Source organism: Enterococcus hirae ATCC 9790, from assembly GCF_000271405.2.
In the GTDB taxonomy this organism is placed as follows: domain Bacteria; phylum Bacillota; class Bacilli; order Lactobacillales; family Enterococcaceae; genus Enterococcus_B; species Enterococcus_B hirae.
In genome coordinates, this window is the sequence record NC_018081.1 from 738,694 (window position 1) to 751,839 (window position 13,146).

Below are 13,146 nucleotides of genomic sequence, written 5' to 3' on the forward strand. Positions count from 1 at the left end.
TTTGCGAAGTTTAGGCATTAGAAAAGCCAAACGGGTCGCGTTCAGCTTTATCATTGTTATGACATCTGGCTCTAGCAATTTACATAAACGAAAGAACCAGTCCAATTTCTCTTCATCTTTCGGCAATAGGTTATTCTAGCATAATTTCTTATTTTCTGCAAGTTTGCAGTTTATTATTTCATTCCTTGCAATTGTTTAACGACATCAATCAATCCCATTCCATTGCTTCCTTTTAAAACGATGCTATCTTCCGGACGTATTTCTTCTTTCACCGTTGCAATGAGTTGTTCTTTATCTGTTTCAAAATATTGTACGTATAAATCTGGATACTTTTCGTTCAACTTTTCATATAATGCTTTCATTTGGGGCCCATATAAATAGACTCCCGCAAAATCAGCTGGATCAAGATGTTCAGCCATACTTGCGTGCATCTTCAAAGCATCTGGTCCTAATTCCAGCATGTCCGCAAGTACAGCAAGTCTTCTCCCTTTTGTTGGTAAGTTGGCAAAAGTATCTAAGACCAATCCCATTGCTGTAGGATTCGCATTATAGACATCACTTAGAATCCCCGCACCATTTCCAGCACTTAGCCACTCCGTACGATTTTGCGTCACTGTGACACTTGCTAAACCTAGACGGATGGCTTCCGTTGGCAGACCAAAAAATTGCCCAACAGCATAAGCAATCAACGCATTGGTGACATTATAACTTCCAGGAAGAGGAATCATGAACGATTCATCATTGACGATAAAATGTGTGGCTGTTTTCTCTTCACTCGTTACCTCCGCCTGTAGCTCCCCTGTATTTAATCCAAACGTTTCAATTTTTTGAGTCAAACTTTCAGTCAAAGGTTTCAATAATGGTTCTTCTTCTGGGATAATCAACAGCCCATCTTCTCTCAAACCATCAACAATCTCCATTTTTGCTTGCGCGATTCCTGCTCGTGAGCCAAGGTTTTCAATATGTGCTTCACCAATCATCGTAATAGCCGCTACTTTAGGTCGGGCAATCAAAGAAAGCTCAGTGATCTCTCTGGCATGATCCATCCCCATTTCTAAAACGATTTTTTCGGTATCCATCGGCATGTGCAAAATCGTATAAGGCAAGCCAATATTATTGTTGTAATTTCCTTGTGTTTTATAGGTTTTGTACTTTTGAGCTAAAACTGAAGCAGTCAAATCTTTTGTCGTTGTTTTCCCATTACTTCCCGTAATTGCCACCACTTCAGCCCCAACTTTCGCTAGGTAGTACTTCGCCAGATCTTGCATTGCTTTTAGTGGATCATCCACAAGAATCACTCGAATCCCACTAGGTGCTTTGGTCGCTTCCAGACTCCAAAAAGTAGCAACCGCTCCATTATCCATGGCTTGTTGAATAAATTCGTGTCCATCTCTTGCTCCTTTTAGCGGCACGAACAACCCACCTTTTTCAATCTTGCGACTATCGAACTCCACACCTGTGATTTCCGTTAAATCATTCATTACGCTTCCTACAGCTTGAGCGATTTCTTGTACTGTTAGTTTCATAAAAAACCCGCCTTTTCGCATTTAGAAGCCGGAACAAATGTGAATGACATTCGCTCCAGCTTCTATTTTTAATTGTCTATTCGTTTGCTTCAAAAAAACCTTGTCGTTGATTAAAACGATTGATTCCTAATTGAATCAATTCTTCGATCAAATCGCCATACTTCAAGCCCATGTTTTCCCACAATAATGGATACATGCTAAATTGCGTGAATCCAGGCATTGTATTTAACTCATTTAGGAATAGTTCATTTTTATTCGTCAAGAAGAAATCACAACGGCTCAAGCCACTCCCACCTAGCATTGTATACGCAATTTTTGCATATTCCTGCGCTTTTTGATAGACCTCTTCCGGTACTTCAGCTGGGATTTGCATTTCAATCTTATTGTTGATGTATTTCGCATCATAATCATAGAATGCAACATCTTTGACTACTTCACCAGGTAATGTGGTACGCACGTCTTCATTCCCTAAAACAGCTACTTCAATTTCACGTGCTTCGATCCCTTGCTCAACGATCGCACGAGAATCATATTGATAAGCTAATGCAAGCGCATTTTGCAGTTCTTCACGGTTCTCCGCTTTAGAGATCCCTACACTTGAACCCATATTTGCTGGTTTGACAAACATTGGGTAAAGCAAAGACCCTTCACATTGATCAAAGATTTTTTTAGGATTTTCTTTCCATTGATTTTTCAAAACAGGGACATAAGGAACTTGTGGCACCCCTGCCGCTTGCAAAATGTATTTGGTCATGATCTTATCCATTGCACAAGCACTTGTTAAAACGCCAGCGCCGACATATGGCAAGTTCAATGTTTCCAAAAATCCTTGAATCGTTCCATCTTCACCATTAGGTCCGTGTAAGACAGGGAAAACAATCGTTCCTTCTTCTTTGATTTCTCCAGGATTGATCACTCTTCCCGTAAAGCCATCTGTCACTTTTCCGCTTGGGTCCCATGTCAAATGTAAGTCTTCTTTGCTCGTTGGTTTCTCTGTTAACAAAGGGCCTTTCACCCATTGACCTTCTTTGCTGATAAATATCAGTTGAACTTGATAGTACGTATAATAAATAGCATTTAAGACTGAAAACGCTGAAAGAACTGAAACATCATGTTCTGCACTGCGTCCACCATATAGTAAAGTAATCTTCAAAAGATTGTCCTCCCGTATCCAATATCTTTCACTTTTACTTCATATTTTAGCACAAAATCAAAAGAATCAAACAGCTTATTTTTCAAAAAGTCGATAAACTTATTTGTTAAATCAAGAAAAAAGGCACGGCATCGCTGCCTGCGCCTCTTTTTCGATTGTTGTTTTTCATCTATTCCATCTTTCGTTCATCAGGGACAATCCCTTGATTTAATAACCATTTATGGAAGAACCATTCTCCTATGCCAATTAATAAAGCAGGAATCAAAACTCTCATCCAGATGTTCGTCATATCATTCATAAAATAAAGATATACCCACAAAATGACTGCGGAAGAACCGGCATCTGCGATCGTCGCCGCAATATTCCCCACCTTTCGCAAAATGAGTAAATCACCTAATACATAAATCATCACGACGATAATGACCCCAACAATTGTCGAATCCATGAAGCTAACTCCGTATAATCCTGGTAATACGATCCATAAAATCGCCCAAATCATGATTGCTTTTACAATTAATGCTTTTACATGTTTCATTTTCTACTCTCTCCCCTCAGATTAGAAAAAAATTAGATAATAAAATATCTTTAATTATTTTATCATTTTAAAAACAATACAAGCAAAGATATCGTACTAATTGAGGGGAGAACAAACCTATTGTCGCTACTCATTGTTTGAAGATAACTTGACTTGTTCAAGTGCTTGAATTAATGCCTGTCTAAAGTTTTGATGATCTTGAGTGGTAAAAGGTTTAGGTCCTCTAGTCCGCAGACCTGCTTTGCGCAACCTTCCACTTTGGTAACGTTGTTCTAACAAGGAGTCAATCGTTGTTGCACTAAATTCTTTACCCGTTTGATGAAACACTCGTACCCTCTTTGGTAAAACTAAAGAAGCTAACCCATAATCTTGTGTGATTAGAATATCTCCTTTGCGAATCAAGCCCACAATGCGGTAATCTGCGCTATCTGCGCCTTGGTCAACGTACACAAAATGAACATACGCTGGATATTCTTTATGGGTGTAATGAGCCACGCTCGTCACGATCATGACTTCCACTTGATACAAACCAGCAATTTCAATTACATCCTCCTTAACCGGCGAACCATCTCCATCAATCATTATTCGCATGATGCCGCACCTCTCGTTTCCATAATAGATAAACACCCAGCACACCAAGGAGTAACCAGCTGATGTTCCCCCACTTAGCGTATTCCATTAATTGCACACTGATCGTAGGAATTCTTAACTTGTCAGTTAACTGCAACAACACTGCAACAGGTAGTTCTAGCCAACGGGTAAGAACTAGTAACAGCCCCATCAAGAGAAATTGATGGACCACACTCCCTTTGTTTTGTGTCGTAAATTTAATGATGACTCGTTGATCCATGGGAATATCCGTATCAGTGTCATAACACACACGATTTAACCAACCGCTGATCACAGCATGACAAAAACTTAAGAAAAACAATCCAATCACAAACGCAGTCGGGATCAATAAAATCAATAAAGAGAGAGATAGTCCGATCAACTGGACGATCACTGGAGGAGAGGGGAAACTACGTAAGATACGATTACCAATCAGCTTAGCGACGACCATTCCAGCTATATAAGGTAGATACATATAAGTGGCTAAATGATCAAATCCATACAAAACTCCTACATAAAATGTACTAAACAAAAAGAGAAAGTTCCCCACCATTCCACTCAAAAAATTCATGAGATTGAGCCAACTTGGAAACTGCCAATTTTTTTTGCCTCGCCCTAAATAAAAAGCGGCTAAAACAAATAAAAAGAGAAAAACATAAATTGTAAGATCAAACAGTTCTGGCTCAACGAGCAAGCGTGCATTTCGAAGCAAAAACAATAAGACAAAAAACACAATAAACAGCACAAATTCTTTCGTGACAAAAATCGTCGTTTTCATCTCTTTAAAATCCAATTCATACCTAGGATAATGGCTGATGGTGTGATAAGCCATGATATAAAACAATGTATACAGCCCTAACGTCACAACGATTTGGGTCGTACCTGACAACTCGATCGAGCGAAAAAGCAAAACCAATAATAGTAGCGCAAAGATATATTTTTTGCCTGTCATATTCGTAAAACCCTGTCGCTTTTCATGGTAATTAACAGTCACATTTGCTGGAAGTAGCCAAGCTGCACTAAATCCCAATAAAATACTAGACAAATAAAACAAGGGGAAATAGAGCACGCCAAAGATCCCTAATAACGAACCCGCCCCTCCCATCAAAAGAGCAATCATCAGTAATGTATAACTATCTAGACCTAAACGAATACTGCGGATCAAAAACAATCCCGTCATACGGAAAGTATAAAATAAGGTAAACGGTAAAATCGAAGCCCAGTTAGCCCCATCGCTCAAATTCAGAAATAAAAGATACGGAATAAATATAACCGTATTAGCTAAAATAAAAGGTGTTGATTGCGTAAAATTACGACCAAATTGTTTGATTTTCTCGAACATAAAAAAACTCCTTAGCGAGTAATTACAAAACTTATTTTTCATTCATTCTAGCATTAATCATAAGTAGAAACCAATTTTAGCCGATACTATCAACTAAGAATTTCGACTTATAACGAGCGATAACCTATTGCGACACGTCTTCTTGTCAGTAATAGTAACGCTCAAGCCAAACAAACCACGAAAGATTACCCATAAAAAATAGGACATTACCCAGAATCTCTTCTGACTAATGTCCTATCTTACTGGTACTTGAGTTTTTGTGAACTCAAGCAGACAAGCCCTTCTCCACAAAAGTCTTGCCCGACACCCTTGCATTCCGGCAAGTGATCACATCATGATCTTGTGTCTCCAAAATCAATTAGGCGCATCTGTAAACCAGAGGCCTTCTCGACCCGTCGCATGTCGTTACTTTAACACATATCCCAAAGTTATGCGAGTCTTTTTTTCATTTGATAATCGACCATTTGAAATCCTTGACCAATATCCGAGATCAGTTCACCAGCCATTTCAAAACCTTGATGAAGGTAAACGGCGATGGCTTGAGCATTGCCTTGATTGACACGTAGAAAAATCTCTTTGATTCCTTGTTCTCTAGCGATAGTTTCGTACCACTGAAAAAGAGCCGACGTCAATCCCTTCCCTCTGAATTGATTCATTAAGTATAACTTACTCAAATATATTTTGGATGCTATTACCTCATAGGCGGTATATCCGACCGTTTGCCCTTGCTCTTTTAAGAGAAAATACTGCACACCTTCCGCCACTTCTTTTTCAATCTGTTGTTTTGATTGATAGGTAGCCAGCATATAGTCCACTTGTGCTTGCCCAATGATCGGAACAAATGCTTCTGGCCAAACTTCCTTGATCACTGATACCAACTCGTCAATTTCAGTTGAGGTTACCTTGACTTTTTCTAACATTCTTTTTCTTTCCTCTCTTACTGCTAAAAATTTCCTTGTGCTTTCTGGAACAGATACAACATAATCAAACTATACGCACCGACAGACCAAGGTTTCAATAATAGGACAATTTGGATATATTCCTTAAAAGATATTTTAGTTAACCCTGCGACCAGACAAACCAAGTCATCAGGCGCAAAAGGAATCAACATGGTCAAACACAGTACTTTTTTGATATCCTTCGTTTTCTGTGTCAGTAATTGGTCGAATTTTTGGTACTTTTTGGGCGATAAAATAAGTTGTACAAAACTAACGCCATAATAACGAACCAATAAAAAACCAATGGCTTCACCGATAATCAATCCAATACAGCTATAAAGTAATCCCCAGCCATTCCCAAACATCAACAAGCCTGCCACTGAAGAAATTCCTCCAGGTAGTATTGGGATGATCACTTGAATAATCTGCAGGAGAATAAAAATCACTACTGCATACTCCCCAAATTGTTGGATGAAGCGTTGCAAAGAAGTGGTTGATCGAAAGATCCCATGTTGATAAGCATAAATGATTAACACCAAAAAGAACAATAAGCCAATAATCGGGATTATTCGGATATATTTATGTAAATGATTGTGATTGTTCATTTTCAGTCTCTCCACCTTTTAGCGCTACTTTTCATTAAGAATCGTTGCAAAAGTAAACGTTTCACTTGATAAATAAGTCGAAGAATCGAAAATAGCTTCTCCTATTTTCATGATTCTTCGACTTATCCTATTGGTTTCTTTGTTTTATTTATGATCCAAAAAACTAGCAACTTTCGTCGTAATCAAATCGATCGCTACGTGATTTTCGCCACCTTCTGGCACGATGATATCGGCGTAACGCTTAGTTGGTTCGATGAATTGATGATACATCGGTTTAACCACAGTCAAATATTGTTCGATCACGGAATCCAACGTTCTGCCACGTTCTTCCATATCTCGTTTGATTCTGCGGATGATACGGATATCATCGTCTGTATCTACATATACTTTGATATCCATCAAGTCACGTAGATTTTCATCTTCTAGAATCAAAATGCCTTCTAATATAATTACTTCTTTAGGCTCTTGGATGATTGTTGCTTGACTTCTTGTATGTGCAACATAATCATAAACTGGTTTTTCAATGGCGTTATAGTTCAGTAGTTCTTTCACGTGCTGAATCAGCAGATCATTATCAAAGGCAAAGGGATGATCATAATTCGTATTCAATCGTTCTTCAAAGCTCAAATGGCTTTGATCTTTATAATAAGAATCTTGTTCAAGCATCATGATGGAATGGTCTGGGAAATTATTGAAAATGGCACGACTTACGCTTGTTTTACCGCTTCCTGATCCACCCGTCACACCAATGATAATTGGCTTGCTTTTTGTCATTGACTAAAACCTCTTTCATATCCGTTTTTACATTCTTATCTATTATAGCGAAAATACACGAAAATGCTATATTTTTCTGAAAATTAATGCTTCTCGATTTCCAAAAGAGGATAAAGTTCTGCTAACGAATCAATCCGATAAGTCGGTACGATTTCTGGAATTTCCGGCAACCGATTTTTGTTAAACCAAATCGTATCAATTCCTGCCAAGTTCCCTCCTTTAATATCTGAGGTCAATGAATCGCCAATAATAACTGTTTTTTCTTTTTCAAATTGAGGAATCTGTGAAAAGACATGATCAAAAAATTCTTTCATTGGTTTTTGGGCGCCCACATCTTCTGAAACAAAAATTTTTTTGAAATAGCCCAACATTTTCGCATCAGTCAAACGTTGATATTGCGTTTTCGATACCCCGTTTGTCACAATATAAAGATCCGCTTGTGAAGATAACGTCTGAAGCAGTTCATGACTTCCCTCAATCAAATCATGCCCCTGATTCAAGTAATGTCTGTATCTTTTCTCCATAGCTAAACTATCAACTGTTTTACCAAATTGTTGAAATAGTAGTCCAAAACGACTCCCGGTAACCTCTTCTCTCGTCATATTCCCTTTTTCAAATTCACGCCATAAGTGATGATTTAATGCCTTATAACTTGTTTTCACTTCTGGTGTCAATTCAATTCCTTGCTCTGCAAATAATTCATTTAATGCTTTTGCTTCTGTCATCTGAAAATCAAGTAACGTATCGTCTACATCGAATAATAAAGTATGATAATTCATTTTTTTCTCTCCTATTTAAAATATATTTTCAATTGCTTTAATTCGGTTAATGTCAGTGAACGATAGGCACCTTCAGCAAGTTGCTCATCTAACTGCAAAGGTCCCATCATTAGTCGCTTTAGCTTTGTCACTTTTTTACCACGTGCAAGGAACATCTTTTTTACCTGATGAAATTTTCCTTCTTGTATCGTTACTCGTACTCGACTGCTGTTTTTGGATGTTTCCATGATTGTTAATTGTGCAGGTAAACAACGATAGCCACCCTCAAAAACAATTCCTGCTTGAAAAGCTTCGATATCTGAAGCTGTCACTTGTTCATTGATCTGCGCCTCATAAGTTTTGAAGACTTTTTTATCAGGCAGCAACATTTCATATCCCAACTGACCATTTGATGTCAGTAATAGTAGTCCTGTGGTATCACGATCCAAGCGTCCGACAGGATAGAGCGGCTTCGTTCGATCCGCTGAAGCAATCAAGTCTAACACGGTCATTTTTGTTTGGTCTTTAACTGCAGTCACAGAACCACTCGGTTTATTCAATAAATAATAGACTTCGTTTGTCGTTAAACGCTTACCTGAGACTTCGATCTCATGGATCAAACTATCCACATTTCGGTTTTGGCAAAATTCGACACAACCATCAATTTTAACTTGTTTTGATGCAAATAAACGCTTCATCTCTTTTCGAGTCGTTTGTAAAGTTTCTTCAATTAATTTATCTAAACGCATGGTGCTTTCCTTTCTTAGCCTAACAAGCATTATAACCCGAAAGAGAGTAGATGCAAATAAGAAAGCCATTGTTATTCCTTGACTTAAATTCAGATTCGCGCTACGGTTAAAGAGTAAAGTGAATTGGATTTCTCATACACAGCGTAATGACCTGGTGGAGAAAAGTTGAATCCTGACTTTCTAAAGGTAGATGCGCGCATCTACCTTTTTGCGTTTTTTAAGCGTCCTAGCCAATAATGTGCACGAGAATAGCCGTCGAAAGTTCACTTAAATAAAATCTGTTGGTCTACGTTGCCGACAGTCACATTTTAAGGAGGAATTTTGGTTATGTCAGTATCATTAGAAGTAAGTAAGAGAGAAGTACGTCCCCGTTCATTGAGAAATAAATTGCGTCATGAAGGTAAAGTTCCAGCTATTGTTTATGGGTACAATGTTGAAAGTACTCCGATTGCTATTGATGGACAAATATTCAGTAAATTATTACGTGAAAATGGCGCAAATACAGTAATCACAATGACGATTGATGGAAAAAAAGTCAACACGTTGGTTCATAAAGTCCAAACGAATACCTTTACCAACCATTTTGAACATGTGGAATTTCTATCTGTGAACATGTCAGAAGAAACTGAAGTCGAAACTGAAATCGTTCTTGTTGGCGAAGCTGCAGGTGTAAAAGCTGGTGGTGTCTTAGCACAAAACCTTTACACCGTGATCGTCTCTGCTACACCAAGCAACTTACCAGAACGTATCGAAGTTGATGTAACAAACCTAAATCTAGGCGATGCAATCACAGTAGCCGATCTACCTGAAAACAACGATTATAAAGTCGTTTCTGATGGTGAAGAACAAATTGCTGCAGTAGCAGCTCCAACTGAGGAAGCTGAAACTACTGATGAAGAAAGCGAACCAGAAGTTATTGGTTCAACGGAAGAATAACAAGTGACTTGTTCGTGTCAAAAGCGTTGGTAACCTTCGCTTTTGGCACGTTTTTTTCTCTCCTTAAAAAAAACTTATACTTTGAAAAAAAGTACACGATTTTTGTTGCATTTTTAAAAAAAGTCTATTAGAATGAACCATCGTTACAGTAAATCGTTTATCCTAAATGAAGAAATAAAACATGTCTATTCGATAAAACGAAGGAGGTTAAACAGATGTTTGAAAGTTTTGACAGTAGTCGTAACCGGTATGCCTCTGTAGGTGTTGTATCAAGTTTACCAGATGAACTGATTGATAGTATCTGGTTTATTATTGACCTAGACCTTAAGGGAGTCATCCCCTTAGATAATATGTTAGCCTTTGATTTAATCGACAATAATGGAAAAGTAACTATGCATTTTTCGCAAGCTGGTAGTGATGTTGAGATGGGAATCGATTTACCGTTTCACTATTCATCAAGTTTCCCAAGCCAAGTATATGCTTATGATGATGGTACTAGAGAAACCATTCTTTTACCCAGCGAGATAAGACAGTATTAAGGTTCACAACCATTCGTTGTCCCTTTTGATTTGTACGCCCAGGCCAAGTAGTTGATCCTTTGAATTTATTCTTTGCGTTTCATTCTTTGAATTTATTCAGCGATTCAATTCTTGGCTTGTTTTATGATGCACATCATTGAAAATATCTTTGAAAATGAATCTGCAATACATTGAAAGTTATCAAAATTATTTCATTTTTACCTAGTAATCTCAGGATAAACACTATATACTACTAACTAAATTTTATAGACAATAAGGAGTTTAAAAAATGCGCGATTTAACAAAAGGAAGTCCAGCTAAACTAATCTTAATGTTCACCGTTCCTTTACTTATTGGTAATGTCTTTCAGCAATTTTACAACATGGTCGACATGATCATCGTTGGTCAAACATTAGGGAAAAATGCGCTGGCTGCTGTTGGTGCAACCGGAAGCTTGACCTTTTTAATCCTTGGCTTCGCTCAAGGTCTTACTGCTGGATTAGCGATCATCACAGCTCAGCGTTATGGTGCAAAAGATTATCGTGGTCTTAAGAAAAGTTTTGCTGCAAGTGTTGTTATCAGTTTGGTTGTCACTATTGCATTAACCGTCCTTAGTTTAGTATTTATTCGTCCGATGCTGCAATTGATGCAAACGCCCGTTGAGATTATTGACCAAGCACAAACGTTCATTTCAATCATCTTACTAGGGATTTTCGCATCTATGAGTTTTAACTTGCTTTCAAATGTTATTCGCGCGCTTGGAGATAGCCGGACACCACTTTTCTTTTTGATTATTGCAGTGGTTGTCAACGTTGTGCTTGATTTGATTTTCATCATTTCTTTTGGAATGGGTGTCGAAGGCGCAGCAATTGCAACGGTTATTGCCCAAGTTTGCTCAAGCCTACTATGTTTAGTTTATATCAAGAAAAAAATTCCTTTGTTGCAATTACGTAAAAAAGATTTTCACTTTGATAAAGAAGAGATTCGTGTTCATTTGAACGCTGCTCTTCCAATGGCTTTTCAATCATCCATCATCGCCATTGGCGCCATCGTCCTTCAAGCTGCGTTGAACAGTTTAGGAACAGATGTCGTAGCCGCTCAAGCAGCAGCCAGCAGAATTGACCAATTTGCTAACCAACCAATGATGTCCTTTGGGATTGCTATTGCAACATTTACTGCTCAAAATTATGGTGCAAAAGAATATGGTCGAATTTTAAAAGGTGTTAAGCAAACACTTATGATGAGTATTGGCTTTAGTATTGTTGCAGGTGCGATCGTGATTTTCTTCGGTCATTCACTTATGCAGTTGTTTGTTTCACCGACAGAGACTCGTGTCTTTGAATTAGCTCAAACTTACTTCAATATCAATGGTTCCTTATATTGGATCTTAGCGATTTTATTTATCTTACGTTACACACTACAAGGACTTGGTCAAAGTAAGATTCCGACACTCGCAGGAATGATGGAATTAGTCATGCGTTCATTTGCAGCAATCATTTTAACTGGTTTACTTGGTTATACGGGTGCTGCAGCTGCTTCACCACTTGCTTGGGCAGGATCTGTCGCTGTTCTACTATACTCTTACTTGCGTTCAATGAAACAACTTAAATCTTTCGAGAATGAACAACAATACGCTATGGATGATCCTGAAATCCAATACAATAGTATCCAATAAAAGAAAAAAGACATTTCTCTCATCGATCAGATAAGCAGAAATGTCTTTTTTATTAGCAATTTACATGATGTTCCGTTCAAAAAACGAAGGAGTCTGGTTAGATGATTTTAGCGATCAATTATTATATATGATCATTTTTACGAGTATTTTCATCCGTATCTTCTACTCGAACGTCTCCTTTTGTATCAATATCCAACTCTTCACGACTTACTTCTTCCGTCACTTGTTTCATATCTTCATGCTCTTTTTTGTGAATACCTACCTCTTCACGTACTACAGTATGTTTATTGACATCAATTTGTTCTTCTTTAAGAGGAATTGTAATCGTTTCGTCTTCCAAAGAATCATCTGAAATATTATCGCTTGCTTCAGCATTTACTGGTTTTCTTTCGATAACGATTTCTTCACGCTTCACAGGGACTTCCACTGTTTTAGTATCATTAACAACGTGTTTATGGATATCAACTTCCCCAGTTGTCACGTCATGGGTATTGACATCTAACTGTTCTTCTTTGAGTTGAATATTTTCATTATCTGTATTTAATGTATCCGTTGGATCGGGCATACTTTGAGTCCGATCGTTTTCAACAACTGCTTCATTTGGCGCTTTGTAATCTTTAACCGTAATCACTATTTTCCCAGCGGCAATATCCTCTTTGTATGAATACAATGGATCATCGTTAACAGAATCATCCGCTTTTTCTGTATACGAATCTTCCTCATAGGTGTTAGAAGTGAACGTATCTTTGATCCGTTCCCATAGCGAGCGTTCTTCATGCGTGCCTTCAACCTCATCCACATTCGTTTCTACATCAATTCCTGATAAACCAGAAAAACCAAAATTTTGAGCAGCATCTTTTGTCGTATAGATAATGATATCGTCTCGATCGTATCCTTCATCACGCAATTGTTCGATCACTGATAAAGCTTCTTCCCTCGTACTGTAACTACCAATAACTGTTAGATTTCTTTCATTCATGTGAATCCCTCCTGTTAATAGTATGTCTGTATTTAGTGATTCCGCTTAC

At 37.9% G+C, this 13,146-nt stretch carries 14 protein-coding genes; 3 read left to right on the forward strand and 11 right to left on the reverse strand.

Annotation, left to right across the window (positions count from 1 at the left end; all coding sequences use genetic code 11):
* Nucleotides 1-173: 173 nt before the first annotated feature.
* The 10 genes from EHR_RS03565 to EHR_RS03610 all read right to left on the reverse strand — a co-directional run bounded on the left by EHR_RS03565 (nt 174) and on the right by EHR_RS03610 (nt 8,989).
* Complete coding sequence (locus tag EHR_RS03565) at nt 174-1,526, reverse strand: UDP-N-acetylmuramoyl-tripeptide--D-alanyl-D-alanine ligase (RefSeq protein ID WP_010736860.1); 1,353 nt, start codon at nt 1,524-1,526, stop codon at nt 174-176.
* Between the two features lie 76 nt (nt 1,527-1,602).
* Nucleotides 1,603-2,679, reverse strand: coding sequence for a D-alanine--D-alanine ligase (locus EHR_RS03570; protein WP_010736859.1), 1,077 nt, complete (start codon nt 2,677-2,679; stop codon nt 1,603-1,605).
* Nucleotides 2,680-2,848: 169 nt separating this feature from the next.
* The gene (locus EHR_RS03575; RefSeq protein ID WP_010736858.1) at nt 2,849-3,214 is read right to left on the reverse strand and encodes a DUF2512 family protein; all 366 of its coding nucleotides are present in this window, start codon (nt 3,212-3,214) and stop codon (nt 2,849-2,851) included.
* Nucleotides 3,215-3,340: 126 nt separating this feature from the next.
* Entirely contained in the window at nt 3,341-3,805 is a 465-nt protein-coding gene (locus tag EHR_RS03580; RefSeq protein WP_010720337.1) for a YaiI/YqxD family protein, read from the reverse strand.
* Nucleotides 3,789-5,165 carry a hypothetical protein gene (locus EHR_RS03585; protein WP_010736857.1) on the reverse strand — a complete coding sequence of 459 codons (1,377 nt, stop codon included), beginning with the start codon at nt 5,163-5,165 and terminating at the stop codon, nt 3,789-3,791. The genes EHR_RS03580 and EHR_RS03585 overlap by 17 nt, the downstream gene beginning before the upstream one ends.
* Nucleotides 5,166-5,593: 428 nt before the next feature.
* A complete protein-coding gene (locus tag EHR_RS03590) occupies nt 5,594-6,085 on the reverse strand; it encodes a GNAT family N-acetyltransferase (RefSeq protein ID WP_010736856.1) in 492 nt (163 codons plus the stop codon).
* A 23-nt stretch (nt 6,086-6,108) separates the two neighbouring features.
* Nucleotides 6,109-6,708, reverse strand: coding sequence for a TVP38/TMEM64 family protein (locus tag EHR_RS03595; RefSeq protein ID WP_010736855.1), 600 nt, complete (start codon nt 6,706-6,708; stop codon nt 6,109-6,111).
* Between the two features lie 144 nt (nt 6,709-6,852).
* Nucleotides 6,853-7,482 (reverse strand): uridine kinase, encoded by a 630-nt coding sequence (gene udk, locus EHR_RS03600; RefSeq protein ID WP_010720341.1) that lies wholly within the window; start codon nt 7,480-7,482, stop codon nt 6,853-6,855.
* Nucleotides 7,483-7,565: 83 nt separating this feature from the next.
* Entirely contained in the window at nt 7,566-8,261 is a 696-nt protein-coding gene (locus EHR_RS03605; RefSeq protein ID WP_010720342.1) for a YjjG family noncanonical pyrimidine nucleotidase, read from the reverse strand.
* 11 nt (nt 8,262-8,272) lie between these two features.
* A complete protein-coding gene (locus tag EHR_RS03610) occupies nt 8,273-8,989 on the reverse strand; it encodes a 16S rRNA pseudouridine(516) synthase (RefSeq protein WP_014834347.1) in 717 nt (238 codons plus the stop codon).
* 327 nt (nt 8,990-9,316) lie between these two features.
* On the opposite strand from EHR_RS03610, the gene EHR_RS03615 reads away from it, so the two are divergent.
* From EHR_RS03615 to EHR_RS03625, 3 genes are all read left to right on the forward strand, one after another.
* Nucleotides 9,317-9,925: a 50S ribosomal protein L25/general stress protein Ctc gene (locus EHR_RS03615; RefSeq protein WP_010736853.1), complete on the forward strand. Its 609-nt coding sequence runs from the start codon at nt 9,317-9,319 to the stop codon at nt 9,923-9,925.
* Between the two features lie 215 nt (nt 9,926-10,140).
* Entirely contained in the window at nt 10,141-10,464 is a 324-nt protein-coding gene (locus EHR_RS03620) for a DUF960 domain-containing protein (RefSeq protein ID WP_010720345.1), read from the forward strand.
* A gap of 268 nt (nt 10,465-10,732) precedes the next feature.
* Entirely contained in the window at nt 10,733-12,118 is a 1,386-nt protein-coding gene (locus EHR_RS03625; protein ID WP_010736852.1) for an MATE family efflux transporter, read from the forward strand.
* 121 nt (nt 12,119-12,239) lie between these two features.
* On the opposite strand, the gene EHR_RS03630 is transcribed toward EHR_RS03625, so the two are convergent.
* The gene (locus tag EHR_RS03630) at nt 12,240-13,097 is read right to left on the reverse strand and encodes a DUF2382 domain-containing protein (RefSeq protein ID WP_010736851.1); all 858 of its coding nucleotides are present in this window, start codon (nt 13,095-13,097) and stop codon (nt 12,240-12,242) included.
* Nucleotides 13,098-13,146: the final 49 nt, after the last annotated feature.